This window comes from Pantoea anthophila, assembly GCF_026104315.1.
Taxonomy (GTDB): Bacteria; Pseudomonadota; Gammaproteobacteria; order Enterobacterales; family Enterobacteriaceae; genus Pantoea; species Pantoea anthophila.
The window spans coordinates 2,688,393-2,704,873 of record NZ_CP110473.1; the positions used below are offsets into that span (position 1 = coordinate 2,688,393).

A 16,481-nucleotide genomic window follows, 5' to 3' on the forward strand; every position below is an offset into this window, starting at 1 on the left:
CTTGAGAAATGGCGCACGTCCTGCCACCTGATGAGGGTGGCAGGCGGGGTGGGACTAATTGAGCAGCCGCAGCAGCAGCCAGCCGCTGGCCATCGACCAGGCGAGCAGAGGGAGTGAAAACAGGTGGAAACGCCACCAGACGGCCCGATCTTTTGCCATACGCAGCGCAATCAGGTTGGCCAGAGAACCCGGCAGCAGGCCAAATCCACCGATGTTCACCGCCCAGGCGAGCACATCCGTGGGTGGTACCTTTTGCAGCAGCAGAATCGTTGCCGGCACATTACTGATGACCTGTGACAGCCCGATAGCCAGCAGATAGAGCTGTCCATGACCGAAGTGGGAAACCGCATCAAAGTGCGCCTGCATCACCGGCAGACGGGTCAGCAGGAAGACATCAATGAACATGGCGATAAACACCGCCAGCAGGCTCCAGTCAATGCGCAGCAGCACCGGGCGCGCCATGACCAGGAAAGTGGCGAGAATCAGCAGCAGCACCCAGCCGGTGATTTCCAGCTCCAGGCCGGCGATAAACAGCAGGTAGAGCACCACGCTGACAATAAACAGCGGTTTCTGCCACTCAGGCTGTTCAGGATTGTCATGCTTATCAATCGACCGCTTTGGAAAGCTGAACCAGGTCAGAACCATCAGGCTCAGCAGTAGCCATGCCGCCAGCGGCAGCATCTGCACAATAAACGCGACAACGCTGAGCTTGCCGTGACTCCATAACAGAATATTCTGCGGGTTGCCGACCGGCGTCAGCAGCGAACCGGCATTCACCGCCAGCGCTTCAAAGATAATCAACCGCGAGATGGGCAGATGAGAGAATTTGCGCAGCGTCAGGGTCAGCGGCACCAGAATAAACAGCGCCACATCATTGGTCAGAAAGGTCGAGAGCAGCGCAGCGGCCAGCACCATAAACAGCGCCAGCGCGCGTTCATGCCGGAAACGCGCAATCAGCCGTCCCCCCAGCACATCAAAATAGCCGCTGGTTTCCAGCCCTTTGGTCAGGATCAGCAAACCGGTCAGCGTGATGATGGTGTGCCAGTCTACGGCACCTGGCAGATCGCCCCAGCGGAAATCCGCCAGAAAAGCCAGAACCACACCCAACACGATTAATAAATGCAAAATAGAGTCGTGCAAAAAAGATCGAAGCAGTTGAGGCATGATGAGGGTACGCCTTAGCGTTAACGGGTTTCGGAGAACTTCTTAAACACAGCCAGAGTTTCATCACTGACGTGATGCTCAATCCCTTCTGAATCACGTCGGGCAGTTTCAGGACTGATGCCTAACGCCAGCAGAAAACTTTCAACAATATGATGACGGGCACGACTCTCTTCGGCCAGCTTCTCCCCTTCGCTGGTCAGAAAGACCCCGCGATAAGGGACCTGCTCGACCAGTCCGGCACTGCCCAGTCGCTTCAGCATTTTTGCCACGGTCGGTTGTGACACACCCAGGCGGGCTGCCATATCGACCTGACGTGCTTCGCCAAATTCACCAATTAAATCAGAGATTAGCTCAACGTAGTCATCAATTAACTCCCGACGATGCGCTTCACGCACCTGCCGAAAACCTTCGACATGCTCTTCAATATCTTTCAGTGGTCCTTTTGGCGCAGAAACCACGCTTTTAGCACGACGACTCATTCAGCTTCCTCATTATTATTTCCCGTACGGGCACTGCTGTACGGATTTAGCTGCGCTTATTGTAAACCAGCCGCAAAGAAGCTCAAATTTTTCCTCGTTAGCCTTGGCTAAAGGATATAGCCAGTGCTATATTTGTTGATAATGTAAGCAGCACACTGAGGATCCTTTGCGATCCTGGGTGGATCCGGTGATGACGTATCTCACCCCAGGCTGCTGACGACCGCGTCGACAATGATTGGGAGGTGATTCTATGAGCACCCTGAAATGTTGCTTAGATTGCAGCAAATGCTTCCAGGCTGAGAAGAGAACAACCACGGAGATGAAATCCTGGCTGTGCCTGCTGACGCGTTCCCCCTTCACGCTGCGTCTGATGTTGATTGAGAAACTGCTGGGCCAGAAACCCGCCGATCGTCGCTGTCAGAAGCTCATCTGGCGCGGCTGACCCCTTTTCAGCGCCTCTCAGCCCGAGAGGCGCTCTCCCCTTCTGCTTATTTTCTTTTCTCTTATTTCGCCTGACACATCGCGCGCTCAACGGGCATCACGCTGCCGGCTATGAGGGCATAGAGAACCGTCGGTTGGGGAAGAGAAAGGCGGGAGCCTGCATGGCGGAGAGAACATCAGCACAATAAAAAACGGCCCCATAAGGGGCCGTTTTTTGGCGGGTCAGCTAAGCTAAACTTAGAAGCTGTAACCTACGCCAGCGATCCAGGTACCCACGTCCACATTGCGGATGCGGCTCTGCTCGTAGCCAACGTCCAGCGCGACGTCCTGAATTGGGTTAAACTGCAGACCAGCACCGTAAGAGAAACCTACGTCGCTTGAATCAGTTTTAGCGCGTGAAGAAGTATCGTTCTGCTGGAATTTACCGTAGCCGATACCTACAACACCGTAGATGCTCGCCCAGTCGTTCAGACGGTAAGCAGGACCACCGGTCACACCGTAGTACTGACCTTTGTTGTAAACGCCAGCTTCAGTGCGGTCTTTTTCGGTGTAGGTGAATGAACCGATCCAACCCAGTGGGTTAGAACCGTCTTCATAGCGGTATTTCAGGTTGAAGCCGTTAGCTTTGTTAGCCACGCCCTGATAGTCGCTCTGCGCGTAACCACCAGTTACGGTGCTCTGTGCCATTGCTGAACCTGCAGATACTGCCAGTACACAGGCTAATGCTGAAAGACATGCAATTTTTTTCATAACCACCTCAAATGTGAAAATACTTCTCTCCTGACAACGCTGAAAATATAACAAAAAATAGCGAGAAACTCTGCCCGGATTTTGTTGTCTAACAGAAAGTTTGGTGTAACAGGACGTTAATGCGACATCCTATGTCATTCATTTTTCTTATAAAATCCGTCATCTTCCTGCAACAATCATTTTGTGCTGAATTCCCTCTTTAAGTTAAATCCTAAAAAATCCTGACATTTCTTTACCAAAATGGCACTGAATTCGGGCAAAAACTGCGCAACCCGTTCGCATTTAAAACGCAAATTCGTGATTTTTTAGCCGCTCTTTCCTTTACACTGGTCGACTGATTTCGTTGATGACCAGGAAAAGTGAACAGGATGTCTGCCTCTCCCGCTGCTAAAAACCTTACCCCGATTTTATTGCCGGTCGCCGTACTGCTGATTGCGATGCTATCGCTTCAGGGCGGTGCATCCCTGGCGAAGTCACTGTTTCCTGCCGTTGGGGCGACCGGGATCACCGCCCTGCGCCTGGGTTTTGGCACACTGATACTTTGCATAATTTTCAAACCCTGGCGTTTACGCTTCAGCCGCGAGCAGCGTCTTCCCCTTCTGATGTATGGCCTGGCGCTGGGCACAATGAATTTCACGTTTTATCTGGCCATCCGGACGGTGCCGCTGGGTGTGGCGGTGGGTCTGGAGTTTACCGGCCCGCTGGCGCTGGCGCTGTTTGGTTCGCGCCGGCCGCTCGATTTTGTCTGGGTGGTGCTGGCCGTGATTGGCCTGTGGTTCCTGCTGCCGTTTGGCACAGGCATGACCGCCATTGACCCCGTGGGGGCCGCGCTGGCTGTCGCTGCCGGAGCCTGCTGGGCGATCTATATCCTGGCCGGACAACGGGCAGGCGCGGAGCATGGCCCTGCTACCGTGGCAATCGGTTCGCTGATCGCCTCGGTTATTTTTGTGCCACTGGGACTGACCTTTGCCGAGAGTGGCATCTGGAACTGGGCGGTCATGCCCATCGCGCTGCTGGTTGCCCTGCTCTCCAGCGCCATCCCCTACTCGCTGGAGATGGTTGCACTGACCCGCTTACCGGCGCGCATCTTCGGCACCTTGATGAGTCTCGAGCCGGCGATGGCTGCCTTTTCAGGGATGCTCTTTCTGGGGGAAACGCTGAGTGCACTCCAGTGGCTGGCGCTGCTGGCTATCATCATCGCGTCGGCAGGATCGACGCTGACGATGCGGCCGAAAAAGAGCCAGCTGAACAACGTGGAATTATCCGGCGACACTCAGAAATAAGCGCGTCCTGCCCGCTGTTATGGCGGGCTAAATAACAATCATGCTCAACATGAGAATTATTCTTAACCGATTCATTCCGCTGCACTTTCTATTTTGAAACAGTCACTTACCGGTTATTTACAAAATAATTTAACTTACTGATTCATAATAAAATTTTCTTTATTTTATATTTTAACATAGTAGTAACCTTCCTGAACCCGCGCGGCACCAGACAAAGAGAGACACTATTTCATCCATTGATAAAGTCGTTTCTGCAAAGTTAAAAAGCGCTGCTATACTTATCCGGTACTTGATTAGGACAACCATCAAAGAGAGGACTGAAACGATGAGTACCGCTAAATTGGTTAAAACTAAATCTTCTGATCTGATTTACACCCGCAATGACGTAGCCGAAGACGAAAAGAAAGCCACCATCGAGGTGCTGAATCGTCTGGTCGTCGAGTTTATTGACCTGTCATTGATCACTAAGCAGGCGCACTGGAACATGCGCGGTGCTAACTTTATCGGTGTACATGAGATGCTGGATGGTTTCCGCACCGCGATTACCGATCATCAGGATACGATTGCTGAACGTGTTGTGCAGCTGGGCGGCGTGGCACTGGGCACCGCACAGGTCGTGAACGACAAAACCCCGCTGAAAAGCTATCCGCTGAACATCCATAGCGTGCAGGATCATCTGAAAGCACTGGCCGATCGTTATGCCATCGTTGCTAACGATACCCGTAAAGCGATTACCGAAGTGAAAGATGAAGATACTGCTGACATCTTCACCGCGGCCTCTCGCGACCTGGACAAGTTCCTGTGGTTCATCGAAGCCAACATTGAATAAGACTTAATGCAGTGACTGTGCAGTCAATCAGGCGGGGAAACCCGCCTTTTTTACGTCTGTATAACTCCGTTTTATGACCCTGTTAACAGTTCTTCTCTTCTTCGCTTCAAAGCTTCAACAACTGAGGCAAACTACCGCTTGCACCAAAATCGCCACCTGCACCACAATAGAGCACTAAAATGGTGCAAATGCAGAATAACCTGCAAAATCGCTTCAGCTGTGATATTTAACTCACTGATTTCGCGTATCTTGCAAAGTTGGCATAATTTTTTCATATGACAAGCCGAAAACGCAGGTCCTGCCGCCTGAGTGTAAAAAGGAAAAAATGATGAAGTCACTGTTAAAAGTTTCTGTGGCCGCGCTGGCGCTGGCCTTCTCCCTCTCTTCCACCGCAGCAGAAAAGAAGCTGGTTGTCGCCACCGATACCGCCTTTGTTCCATTTGAATTCAAACAGGGTGACAAATATGTCGGCTTTGATGTGGATCTATGGGATGCGATTGCCAAAGAGCTGAAGCTCGATTACACCCTGAAGCCGATGGATTTCAGCGGCATTATCCCTGCCCTGCAGACACGTAATGTCGATCTGGCGCTGGCGGGTATCACCATTACTGAAGAACGTAAAAAGGCGATCGAGTTTTCTGATGGCTACTACAAAAGTGGTCTGCAGGTGATGGTGCGTAACAATGAAAACAACATCAAAGGCATCAGCGATCTGAATGGCAAAGTGGTCGCCGTCAAAAGCGGCACCGGCTCTGTAGAGTATGCGAAAGCCAACATCAAAGCGAAAGATCTTCGTCAGTTCCCGAACATCGACAGCGCCTACATGGAGCTGGGCACTAACCGTGCTGACGCCGTGCTGCATGACACGCCAAACATCCTTTACTTCATTCACACCGCCGGTAAAGGCCGCTTTAAAGCGGTGGGCGATTCAATCGAAGCGCAGCAGTATGGTATTGCCTTCCCGAAAGGCAGCGACGATTTACGCGAGAAAGTCAACGGCGCGCTGAAAACCCTGAAAGAGAACGGCACCTACAATCAGCTTTATAAAAAATGGTTCGGCACTGAACCAAAATAATAATTTGTCCGTGAATTAATTTGAGCAGGGAAACTTTTCCCTGCTTTTTTCCATCGCAACATATCTGGAGTGACACCATGGAGTTTGACTGGAGCGTCATCTGGCCCGCCATGCCAGCGCTGCTCGAAGGCGCTAAACTGACCTTAATTATCTCAATCATCGGCCTGTGTGGCGGTCTGCTTATCGGTCTGGTGGCCGGTTTTGCCCGTGCTTACGGCGGCTGGATCACCAATAACATCGCACTGGTGTTTATCGAAATCATCCGCGGCACGCCTATCGTGGTGCAGGTGATGTTCATCTACTTTGCCCTGCCAATGGCGTTTCCCGACCTGCGAATCGATCCCTTCAGTGCGGCGGTCGTAACCATCATGATTAACTCCGGCGCTTACATTGCCGAGATCACCCGTGGTGCCGTGCTGTCAATCAACAAAGGCTTCCGCGAAGCGGGTCTGGCGCTGGGACTGTCGGGCCGTGAAACGCTGCGCTACGTGATTATGCCGCTGGCGCTGCGCCGTATGCTGCCGCCGCTGGGTAACCAGTGGATTGTCAGCATTAAAGATACGTCGCTGTTTATTGTTATCGGTGTGGCTGAACTGACGCGTCAGGGTCAGGAGATTATTGCCGGTAACTTCCGCGCTCTGGAAATCTGGAGCGCCGTCGCGATCATCTATCTGGTGATTACGCTGGTGCTGAGCTTTGTGCTGCGCCGCATTGAGAAAAGGGTGAAAATCCTGTGATTGAATTTAAAGATGTCTCCAAGCATTTTGGTCAGACCCAGGTGCTGCACAACATTGATCTGAAAATTAACCAGGGCGAAGTGGTGGTCATTATCGGTCCTTCCGGTTCCGGTAAATCAACCCTGCTGCGCTGCATTAACAAGCTGGAAGAGATCACCAGCGGCGAACTGATTGTGGATGGTCTGCGCGTCAACGATCCGAAAGTCGATGACCGCCTGATTCGTCAGGAAGCGGGCATGGTGTTTCAGCAGTTTCATCTGTTCCCGCAGATGAGCGCGCTGGACAACGTGGCGTTCGGTCCAATCCGGGTGCGCGGTGCCAGCAAAGAGTCGGCACGCCAGCTGGCACGCGAGCTGCTGGGCAAAGTGGGCCTCGCCGAGCGTGCGCATCACTTCCCGTCTGAGCTTTCCGGCGGTCAGCAGCAGCGTGTCGCGATTGCCCGTGCGCTGGCGGTGAAGCCGAAGATGATGCTGTTTGATGAGCCGACCTCCGCGCTTGACCCGGAGCTGCGTCACGAAGTGCTGAAGGTGATGCAGGACCTGGCGGAAGAAGGCATGACGATGGTGATTGTGACCCACGAAGTCGGCTTCGCTCAGAAGGTGGCCTCGCGTCTGATCTTTATCGACAAAGGCCGGATTGCGGAAGATGGCGATCCCGACAGCCTGATCAGCAATCCCCCGAGTGAGCGTCTGCGCGAATTTCTGCAGCACGTCTCCTGATCAAAACGGGCCGCTTAGCGGCCCGTTTTGATTGTTGGCAAAGTCTGCCCTGCCCAGCTGTGAGACCGACCCTGCGAAGGGAACATGGGCAGATCGGAAAGTCGCTTAAACCATCCCTGGTCGCTCGGCCCGCGCCGTCCATGGCGCGGGACGCTTTCCTCCTCTGCCCGGGTTCCCTGCGCTATTAGCTAATGTGTTGCTGCAAGAGCAACCCCGATTGGGTTTGTCAGCAGTCTGAAACGGCCGCATCGCAGTACGTCCTTTTTCTCAGCAGATAGACTCCTGCTACCTGCGTAATGAGATGCCTCAGTTCCCCAGGCGACTCAGCAGTTTGCTGCGCTGGGCAGCAGGCATAAAACTCCACGCCAGGAAGCGGCTCTGCTTCTGACCCTGCGCCATGTTGACCACCCGCACCTCAGCCACGTCGAGCGCCTGCAGCTGTTTTTGCAGCGCGGGCAGATTCTCTTTGCGCGATACCAGTGAGGTAAACCAGCCGATCTGACGACCGAAGGCCACGCTCTCGGCGATCATCCTGCCGATAAAGGCTTTTTCACCGCCGGGATACCACAGCTCATTATGCTGACCGCCAAAGTTGAGCGGCGCCGCTTTATCGAGTCCGAGATTGCGCGATTTACGTTGCGACCCCGCCGCGGCCTCCTCCGCCGAGGCGTGGAAAGGCGGGTTGCACATGACAGCACTGAAAAATTCGTTTTTGCTGATCACGCCCGCCAGCACCGCGTCGCTGTTTTTCTGACGACGCAGACGGATCTGGCGCGTCAGGCGCGGATTCGCGGCCAGGATGCGGTTGGCCGCTTTGAGTGCAACCTCGTTGATTTCGGTGCCGGTAAAGCGCCAGCCATATTCCGCCGCGCCAATCAGGGGATAGATACAGTTTGCGCCGCAGCCCACATCCAGGACGTCAGCGGCGGGGATTACGCCGTTGTTATCCAGCGCCAGCAAATCTGCAAGATAGTGCAGATAGTCGGCTCGTCCCGGCACCGGCGGACAGAGTGAGCCGGGGGCCAGTTGCCAGTCGATATCATAAAACAGTTTGATCAGCGCCTGATTCAGCAGCATCACCGCCTCGGGGTCCGCAAAATCCACCGACTGCAAGCCATACCCGTTGGGCCGGACTTTGGCCGCCAGCGGCGGATGCGCGGCGGTTAACGCGGCAAAATCGTACTCGCCCTGATGGCGATTGCGGGCGTGGAAAGGCGAGGTGCTGGCTGACTTTTTCATACGTTCTCTCAGTTATTCAGGCGCGCGTACAATACGCTGTAGGCGAGTGAAAATAAACCCGCACCATCCGCTTACCGCTTTCCGATTCGACAGGCCATGCTGTCGCGCTAAGATTAATCATTATTCCCCGTTGGAGAGGTTATGAGCCAGAAACGCTATTCTTATCAACCCCGTGCCGGTCACGGTCTGCCGCACGATCCGCTGAATGCCATTATCGGCCCGCGCCCGATCGGCTGGATTAGCTCAGTCAGCGCCAGCGGCCAGCGCAATCTGGCACCCTACAGCTTCTTTAACTGCTTCAGCTATCATCCGCCGATTATCGGTTTCGCCAGCAGCGGCTGGAAAGACAGCGTCCGCAATATTGCTGAGACCAGAGAGTTTGTCTGGAACCTAGCGACCCGCCCGCTGGCGGAAGCGATGAATGAAAGCTCAGCGTCGCTGCCTGCCGATCAGGATGAGTTCACCTTCGCCGGTTTAACGCCGCAGGCCGGTTCCCAGGTCAGCGCCAGTCTGGTGGCGGAGAGCCCGGTCAACTTTGAGTGTCGCTTAACACAGCTGATACAGCTGCAGGATGCCGACGGCAACCCGCTTGACAGCTGGCTGGTCATGGGTGAAGCGGTGGCGATCCACATCAGTGAAACACTGCTGGAAGAGGGCATTTATCAGACGGCCAAAGCGGAGCCGATTCTGCGCGCCGGGGGACCCAGCGCCTATTACGGCATCAGTGAAGCCCAGCGCTTCGACCTGGTCCGTCCGGACGCCCGCCGGTCATAACCCGCCTATCCCTCAAGCGCATCGCACCGGTGCGCTCTGATCTGTTCTGCCGCGCGGGCGATATCAGGCGCCAGCCAGCGATCCTGCTGCCAGCACGCTACCACCTGCCGTAACTGCTGCCAGGCACGCCGCGTTCCTGCCGCCAGCTGTGATTCACCGTGAAACTCCAGCGCCTGCGCCGCCAGCAGATACTCAATCGCGAGGATGTGTCCGACATTGCTGACCAGCTTCAGCAGCTTCAGTGCCGCACCGGTGCCGAGGCTCAGATGATCTTCCTGTAATCCCGACGTGACAAAGTTGTCGAGCACCGCCGGCTGAGCGAGCTGGCGGTTCTCCGCGCAGAGCGACGCCGCCACATATTGCGCAATCATCATGCCGGAGTTGACGCCCGGCTCGGCCACCAGAAACGGAGGCAGACCGCTCACCAGCGGATTCACCAGCCGATCAAGCCGTCGCTCTGCGATGCTGCCCAGCTCCGCCAGCGCAATCGCCAGCAGGTCGCAGGCCATCGCCACCGACTCGCCGTGCGGGTTCGACTGCGACACGACGCGCCAGGCGTCGGGGGTGCCCAGAATCAGCGGATTGTCGGTAGAGGCGTTGAGTTCGGTCTCCACCTGACGGACCGCATGGGTAAACTGGTCGCGGCAGGCACCGTGAACCTGCGGCATCGATCGCAGGCTCAGCGCATCCTGTGTCCGGATACCGACGCTCGCTTTCAGCAGCGGGCTGTCACTTAACAACTGGCGCAGACGTTCGCCGCTGCGCTGAATCCCCGGACTGGCTTTCAGCGCCAGCACCTCAGGATCAAACGCCACCAGCTGGCCACGCAGCGCTTCAAAGCTCATCGCGCCCGTGACATCCGCCCAGTCCAGCAGACGCGCCGCATCATCCAGCGCCAGGCAGGCTAAGCCGGTCATGCACGGCGTGCCGTTTACCAGACTCAGCCCCTCTTTCGCACGAGGCCGGTAGGGCGTCAGCCCTGCCTCCGCCAGCGCCTGCTCTGCCGGGACGACGCTGCCCTGCCACTCCACCTCACCGATGCCGATCAGCGTCAGCCCGATATGCGCCATGTGGGTCAGATAACCGACCGACCCCTGTGACGGCACCTGCGGGGTAATCCCCCGGTTGAGCAGCGCCAGCAGCTGCTGCACCAGCGCTACCGAGACGCCTGATTTACCGTGGCTGTAGTTGGCGATCGCCGCACACAGGATGGCGCGCACCTCGGCTCTGGCCAGTTTCGGGCCGACACCACAGGCGTGGCTCAGCAGGGTATTACGCGACAGCTGGCTCAGTTCATCCTCAGAGAGGGTGATGTTGCACAGCGCACCCAGCCCGGTATTGATGCCATAAGCCACCTGCCCCGTCGCCACGATGGTGCCGACGATCTCGCGGCTCTGCGCAATCCGCTGCCAGGCACTGTCGCTGAGGGTCAGAGGGGCATCGTGCCGGGCGACCTGCACCAGCGACGGCCAGGTCAGCGGGACATCGCCCCACACCTGGGGAGGATTCAGCGTGCTGCTCATAACACCGGCTCCACCTGATGATGACGGGAGATGAACTGCCTGAAGCGCGCCGAGCCGCCGTCGCCAAACATCGCTTCTGGCGTGCCCTGACAATCAATCGTGCCCTGATGCATAAATACCACCCGGTTAGAGACGTGGCGGGCAAAGCCCATCTCATGCGTCACCACCAGCATGGTGCGCCCCTCCTCCGCCAGGCTGCGCATCACCTTCAGCACCTCACCGACCAGTTCGGGGTCGAGTGCTGAGGTCGGCTCGTCAAACAGCATCACCTCCGGGTCCATCGCCAGCGCGCGGGCAATCGCCACGCGCTGCTGCTGACCGCCGGAAAGCTGAGCGGGATAGAAATCTTTGCGGTTCAGTAAGCCGACCCGATCCAGCAGCTGTTCCGCCTGGGCGATGCAGGCTTTTTTGTCGCGCTTCAGTACATAGTGCGGCCCTTCAATTACATTCTGCAGCACTGTCAGATGTGACCAGAGGTTAAAACTCTGGAACACCATGCCAAGCCGGGATCGCAGCCGTTCAATCTGGCGCGGATTAGCGGCCAGCTGATGCCCGCGGGCATGGCGCTTCATCTCAATGGTCTCACCACCGACGCTGACCACGCCTGAATCGGGCGTCTCCAGCAGATTAATGCAGCGCAGCAGCGTACTTTTGCCCGAGCCGCTGGCACCGAGAATCGAGATGACATCACCTTTGTGCGCCTGCAGTGAGATGCCTTTCAGCACCTCCATGGCACCAAAAGATTTGTGGATATCGCTGGCCGACAGCGTGACGGGTGACAAATCAGACATATTACTCTCCTCCGGGGATCGGCTTAGCGGACGGTAACGGCTTTTTTTCCGGTTTGTGCACCGGCGTCAGACGCCGCTCCAGCAGGGCATAGAGTTGCACAATGATGAAATTAAGGATCAGGTAGATCGCCGCCGCACAGAGAAAGACCTCCATGGTGCGGTAGGTGCGCTGGATGATCTGCTGCGCCACCCCGGTGACATCCCACACCGTCACCAGACTGGCGAGCGCGGTCGATTTCACCAGCAGAATCGCTTCGGTAGAGTAGGCAGGCAGCGCGTAACGCAGCATGACCGGCGCGATAATGCGCCGCAGCAGCAGCCCGCGTGACATCCCACACGCCAGCCCCGCCTCGACCTGGCCTGGCGGCACCGCCAGCAACGCCCCGCGCAGGATCTCTGCGGTGTAGGCGGCGGTGCAGAGCGAGAGCGCGAGCACCGCACAGGTGAACGGCTCACGCAGAAATGGCCAGAGGAGGCTGTGGCGGATCACGCCAAACTGCCCCAGACCGTAGTAGATCAGAAACAGCTGGATCATCAGCGGCGAACCGCGAAACACCAGAATGTAGCCGCGGGCAAAGCCGCTGAGCAGCCGCCAGCGGCTCATGCGCAGCGCCAGAATCCCTGTCGCCAGCACGCCACCGCACAGAAAGGCGCTGATAAACAGACCGAGCGTCACCGGCAGCGCGGCGCTGAGTTTCAGGAAGGTGTCTGTGAGAAACGCAAAATCGATCATCAATCCCCCTAATGCTGTGCAGCGGTGCGGCTTTGCCAGGCGCGCCCCAGACGGGATTCAGCGCGCAGGAAGGCACGGTTGGACAGCAGCGTCAGCAGCAGATAGCAGCCTCCGCCCACCAGATAAAAGGCGAAGTAGTCACGGGTCGAACCAGCGGCAATCTGGCTCGCCCGCATCAGCTCGACGATGCCGGTGACCGACACCAGCGCCGAATCTTTCAGGCTCATCTGCCAGACGTTTGATAAACCCGGCAGCGCATAGCGCGCCACCTGCGGCAGCAGGATGCGTTGCCGGATGCGCCAGCGGGGCATGCCAATCGCGACCGCCGCTTCGATCTCCCCTTTCGCCAGCGCCAGCCGTGCGGCGCGATAGACTTCCGCCTGATAAGAGCCGGAGATAAGCCCGATGGCCAGCGCCCCGATCAGAAACGGCGGCGCTTCGATAAATCCGTCGGCACCAAACAGCTGGCCGATCTGCGTGATCAGCCCCGATCCCCCGAAGTAGAACAGGTAGATCACCAGCAGCTCAGGAATGCCGCGAAAGATCACCGAGTATCCCTCCCCCAGCCAGCGAACCGGCCGGTGGGGAGATAACTTCGCGGCGGCAACGCCCGATCCGACCACCGCCCCCACCACCAGCGCGGCAAACGACAGCAGCAGCGTGGTCAGCGCGGCACTCAGAATCAGCCGTCCCCAGCCGTCCGGGCCAAAACTCAGCAGGCTTATCATCAGTTACCTCACTCAGGGTGTGACATCCGTTTTGAACCACTTCTCGCTCAGCTTTTTCACTGTGCCATCGGCCAGTGCGGCTTTGATCGCCTCATCCAGCCGGGCTTTCAGATCGTTATCCGCCATGCGCACGCCCAGCGCCTCTCCCTCACCCCAGATCGGGCCGCCCAGCTGCGGGCCGCTGAAGCTGAGATTGCGGTTCTCGGGCCGCGCCAGCATCGACTGCGCGAAGGTCACGTCGTCAAACACCGCATCAATCCGCCCCGTCTGCAGGTCGAGGATGGCGTCGGCCGAGCTGGTGTATTCACGGACATCCGCCACCTCTTTGAAATATTTGTCGATAAAAGGGGTGTAAACCGTGCCGGAGGCGATACCGATCGTTTTGCCCTTCAGCGCCGCTTTCAGACCTGCAATGGCCGGCTCCACGGTTTTTGCGTCATCGGTCAGCTTGATAATCTGGCTGTCAGCGGGCAGCAGGCTCCCTTTCAGGGTGATGAAGGTGGCAGGCGTCGAGGCGTAAGGCAGGGTGAAGCTGACCACTTTCTTTCGTTCCGGGGTAATCACAATCGCATCCATGATCACGTCATATTTTCCGGCATTAAGCCCGGCGATCATGCCATCCCAGTTCTGCACCACCAGCCTGCACTGAATCGCCATACGCTGGCAGAGATTCGCCATCAGTTCCGGTTCAAAGCCGCCGAGCTTGCCGCCTGGCAGCGTCAGGTTCCAGGGTTCATAACTGCCTTCGGTGGCAATGGTGATCGACTTCCACTCTTTCGCCTGGGCGCTGACGCCACAGAGCAGCAGAGAGGAAACCAGGGTCGTGAGACATAAACGACGAAGAGTCAGTGGGTGCGTCATACGGTTCTCCTGAAAGTAGCGGCCTGGTGATCGCCCTGACGAGATTTAACATAAATTTCACAGGATGATATGTCATGTATATACAAGCTAACGCGGCGCAGTTCATTCCCGGCTTTACTGTTTTGTGAGCCAGACAGAATTTATGATGTGATAGATGCGCTGCTGTACTTGTACATACAACCAAGCAAAGGTTATGCCAGCTCTGCAAAAGGGAAAAAGGCGGCCGGGAGCGCCGTGCAGTCAGGCGGCCTGCACCCGCCTGCACCGGTTCAGCGCGGCGATGCACCGGGGTGGCGCATCGCCGTGGTGGGATTATCGGGGCTTGCCCTCCGCCAGCATGGCGTGGATCAGTGCTTTCAGCGTTTTTTGCAACTGCGCGGCGCGCGCCTGCTGCCAGGCGTAAGGCGGGGTTTCATCCATGTAGTTCAGCTGCGCCAGCTCCAGCTGGACGGCCTGAGTCTGCTGCTGCGGCTGACCATAGGCGCGGGTAATGTAACCGCCTTTAAAACGTCCGTTGAACACCCAGCTGTAGTCGTGCTGCGCGGCGCAGACTGCCTCCAGCGCCGCGCTCATCGCCGGGCTGCAGCTGGCACCGTCATTGGTGCCAAGGTTGATATCGGGCAGGCGGCCTTCAAACAGGCGGGGGATTTCACTGGCGATGGAGTGTGCATCAAACAGCAGTGCATAGCCGTGCTCTGCTTTAAGCCGCGCCAGCTCCTGCTGGATCTGCTGGTGGTAAGGCTGCCAGATCTGGTCGATGTAGCCCTGACGCTGAGCCGCATCGGGCGTTTTGCCTGGCAGGAAAGTCGGGGTGCCGTCGAACAGGGTTTCCGGGAACAGACCGGTGGTGGCGGTGGTGTAGAGTGGCTGATTATCGGGCGGGCGATTCAGATCGACCACGAACCGCGAGTAACGTCCGATTAACACACTGGCTCCGAGGTCGCGCACGAAATCATAGAGCAGCGGGATGTGCCAGTCTGTGTCCGGTAAACCGCGCGCGGCGTCGCTCAGTCCGGCGTCCACCTCGGGCGTCAGTTCGGTGCCGGCATGGGGAATACTGACCAGCAGCGGCAGGCTGCCCCGGGTAAATATGAAGGGATTCATTGGGGTTCTCCACGATAGATAACGGTACAGGGCAGCTCACCGCCCAGCCAGTAAACCAGTTCCGCCGGACGGGCCAGCGGCCAGTGAACAAAGTTCGCCACTTTTCCCGCCTCCAGCGAGCCGTGGCTGTCAGCCAGCCCCAGCGCTTTTGCGCCCCACAGGGTCACGCCCGCCAGCGCCTCTTCCGGGGTCATGCCGAACAGGGTGCAGCCCATGTTGAGCATCAGACGCAGCGACAGTGCCGGTGAGGTGCCGGGATTGGCATCGCTGGCCAGCGCCATCGGCACCCCGTACTGCCGGAAGAGATCCACCGGGGGACGCCGGGTTTCCCGCAGCAGATAGAAAGCGCCCGGCAGCAGCACCGCCACGGTGCCGTGTGCCGCCATCGCTTTCGCATCCTCCTCGGTGGCGTATTCAAGGTGGTCGGCAGAAAGGGCACCGTAACGGGCCGCCAGGGCCGCTCCCCCCAGCGACGAAAGCTGCTCCGCGTGCAGCTTCACCGGCAGACCCAGCGCCACCGCCCGATCAAACACCCGCGCGACCTGCTGCGGTGAAAAGGCAAGATGTTCACAGAAGGCGTCTACCGCATCCGCCAGTCCCAGCGCCTGCACCTGCGGCAACAACCGTTCACAGATGAGTTCGACCCACCCCTCCGGGTCATGCTTAAACTCCGGCGGAAAGGCGTGGGCGGCCAGGCAGGTGGCACGGACATCGGCGGCCACGCTCTGCCCCAGCTGGCGAATCGCGCGCAGCATCCGCAGTTCGCTCTCCTCATCCAGCCCGTAGCCGGACTTGATTTCCACCGTGGTGACCCCCTCTGCCAGCAGGCGGTCGAGCCGCCAGCGCGCCGACGCCACCAGCGCCTCCTCCGTGGCGGCGCGGGTCGCCCGTACCGTCGAGAGGATGCCGCCGCCCTGTGCGGCAATGTCGGCATAGCTGACGCCATTCAGGCGCTGTTCAAATTCCTGACTGCGGTCACCGCCAAACACCAGATGGGTATGGCAGTCCACCAGTCCCGGCGTCACGATACCGCCCGGCAGATGATGATGCCGCGCGGCGACGAAGGCGGGCATCTCAGCCGCCGGGCCGACCCACACCAGCTTACCCGCCCGCACCGCCATCGCCCCCTCAGGTATCAGGTGGTACTTTCCGTCCCGCATGGTGACCAGATCCGCCCCGCTCCAGACCGTCTCTACCTGCATCTCTTCCGCCATCGCTGCCTCGTGCCTCCACCGTTTACACTGTCTCTTA

At 57.7% G+C, this 16,481-nt stretch carries 18 protein-coding genes; 7 read left to right on the plus strand and 11 right to left on the minus strand.

Annotation, left to right across the window (positions count from 1 at the left end):
- Window positions 1-54: 54 nt before the first annotated feature.
- Together OJ965_RS15020 and mntR are read right to left on the minus strand one after the other, a co-directional pair.
- Window positions 55-1,164, minus strand: a complete 1,110-nt coding sequence (locus OJ965_RS15020; protein WP_033736361.1) for an SLC13 family permease — start codon at window positions 1,162-1,164, stop codon at window positions 55-57.
- A 20-nt stretch (window positions 1,165-1,184) separates the two neighbouring features.
- On the minus strand, window positions 1,185-1,643 hold the full coding sequence (gene mntR, locus OJ965_RS15025) for a manganese-binding transcriptional regulator MntR (protein WP_003850512.1): 459 nt from the start codon (window positions 1,641-1,643) through the stop codon (window positions 1,185-1,187).
- Between the two features lie 250 nt (window positions 1,644-1,893).
- Between mntR and OJ965_RS15030 the strand changes: the two genes are divergently transcribed.
- Window positions 1,894-2,085 carry a hypothetical protein gene (locus tag OJ965_RS15030; protein WP_265136744.1) on the plus strand — a complete coding sequence of 64 codons (192 nt, stop codon included), beginning with the start codon at window positions 1,894-1,896 and terminating at the stop codon, window positions 2,083-2,085.
- Between the two features lie 236 nt (window positions 2,086-2,321).
- Here the strand turns inward: OJ965_RS15030 and ompX are convergent, their stop codons facing one another.
- Complete coding sequence (gene ompX / locus OJ965_RS15035) at window positions 2,322-2,834, minus strand: outer membrane protein OmpX (RefSeq protein ID WP_009091221.1); 513 nt, start codon at window positions 2,832-2,834, stop codon at window positions 2,322-2,324.
- Window positions 2,835-3,202: 368 nt separating this feature from the next.
- On the opposite strand from ompX, the gene rhtA reads away from it, so the two are divergent.
- From rhtA to glnQ, 5 genes are all read left to right on the plus strand, one after another.
- Window positions 3,203-4,117, plus strand: a complete 915-nt coding sequence (rhtA, locus tag OJ965_RS15040) for a threonine/homoserine exporter RhtA (protein ID WP_046101495.1) — start codon at window positions 3,203-3,205, stop codon at window positions 4,115-4,117.
- 325 nt (window positions 4,118-4,442) lie between these two features.
- Window positions 4,443-4,946 carry a DNA starvation/stationary phase protection protein Dps gene (gene dps / locus OJ965_RS15045; protein ID WP_009091225.1) on the plus strand — a complete coding sequence of 168 codons (504 nt, stop codon included), beginning with the start codon at window positions 4,443-4,445 and terminating at the stop codon, window positions 4,944-4,946.
- 328 nt (window positions 4,947-5,274) lie between these two features.
- Window positions 5,275-6,021, plus strand: a complete 747-nt coding sequence (gene glnH, locus OJ965_RS15050) for a glutamine ABC transporter substrate-binding protein GlnH (protein ID WP_111208977.1) — start codon at window positions 5,275-5,277, stop codon at window positions 6,019-6,021.
- Window positions 6,022-6,098: 77 nt separating this feature from the next.
- Window positions 6,099-6,758, plus strand: a complete 660-nt coding sequence (glnP, locus tag OJ965_RS15055) for a glutamine ABC transporter permease GlnP (RefSeq protein ID WP_009091229.1) — start codon at window positions 6,099-6,101, stop codon at window positions 6,756-6,758.
- Window positions 6,755-7,477 (plus strand): glutamine ABC transporter ATP-binding protein GlnQ, encoded by a 723-nt coding sequence (gene glnQ, locus OJ965_RS15060; protein ID WP_009091231.1) that lies wholly within the window; start codon window positions 6,755-6,757, stop codon window positions 7,475-7,477. Before glnP ends, glnQ begins: the two co-directional genes overlap by 4 nt.
- Before the next feature lie 306 nt (window positions 7,478-7,783).
- Here the strand turns inward: glnQ and rlmF are convergent, their stop codons facing one another.
- The gene (rlmF, locus tag OJ965_RS15065; protein WP_265136748.1) at window positions 7,784-8,716 is read right to left on the minus strand and encodes a 23S rRNA (adenine(1618)-N(6))-methyltransferase RlmF; all 933 of its coding nucleotides are present in this window, start codon (window positions 8,714-8,716) and stop codon (window positions 7,784-7,786) included.
- 141 nt (window positions 8,717-8,857) lie between these two features.
- On the opposite strand from rlmF, the gene OJ965_RS15070 reads away from it, so the two are divergent.
- Window positions 8,858-9,490 (plus strand): flavin reductase family protein, encoded by a 633-nt coding sequence (locus OJ965_RS15070; protein WP_009091235.1) that lies wholly within the window; start codon window positions 8,858-8,860, stop codon window positions 9,488-9,490.
- Between the two features lie 5 nt (window positions 9,491-9,495).
- Here OJ965_RS15070 and hutH read toward each other — a convergent pair whose 3' ends face one another.
- The 7 genes from hutH to hutI all read right to left on the minus strand — a co-directional run bounded on the left by hutH (window position 9,496) and on the right by hutI (window position 16,444).
- The gene (gene hutH / locus OJ965_RS15075) at window positions 9,496-11,013 is read right to left on the minus strand and encodes a histidine ammonia-lyase (protein ID WP_265136751.1); all 1,518 of its coding nucleotides are present in this window, start codon (window positions 11,011-11,013) and stop codon (window positions 9,496-9,498) included.
- Window positions 11,010-11,804 carry an ABC transporter ATP-binding protein gene (locus OJ965_RS15080; protein WP_009091239.1) on the minus strand — a complete coding sequence of 265 codons (795 nt, stop codon included), beginning with the start codon at window positions 11,802-11,804 and terminating at the stop codon, window positions 11,010-11,012. The genes hutH and OJ965_RS15080 overlap by 4 nt, the downstream gene beginning before the upstream one ends.
- Before the next feature lies 1 nt (window position 11,805).
- Complete coding sequence (locus OJ965_RS15085; RefSeq protein ID WP_046101491.1) at window positions 11,806-12,537, minus strand: ABC transporter permease; 732 nt, start codon at window positions 12,535-12,537, stop codon at window positions 11,806-11,808.
- Window positions 12,538-12,545: 8 nt separating this feature from the next.
- Window positions 12,546-13,265, minus strand: coding sequence for an ABC transporter permease (locus tag OJ965_RS15090; protein WP_046101490.1), 720 nt, complete (start codon window positions 13,263-13,265; stop codon window positions 12,546-12,548).
- A 12-nt stretch (window positions 13,266-13,277) separates the two neighbouring features.
- Window positions 13,278-14,126, minus strand: coding sequence for a transporter substrate-binding domain-containing protein (locus tag OJ965_RS15095; protein WP_265136757.1), 849 nt, complete (start codon window positions 14,124-14,126; stop codon window positions 13,278-13,280).
- A gap of 312 nt (window positions 14,127-14,438) precedes the next feature.
- Entirely contained in the window at window positions 14,439-15,230 is a 792-nt protein-coding gene (gene hutG / locus OJ965_RS15100; RefSeq protein ID WP_265136759.1) for an N-formylglutamate deformylase, read from the minus strand.
- A complete protein-coding gene (gene hutI, locus OJ965_RS15105) occupies window positions 15,227-16,444 on the minus strand; it encodes an imidazolonepropionase (protein WP_265136761.1) in 1,218 nt (405 codons plus the stop codon). Before hutI ends, hutG begins: the two co-directional genes overlap by 4 nt.
- Window positions 16,445-16,481 lie beyond the last annotated feature (37 nt).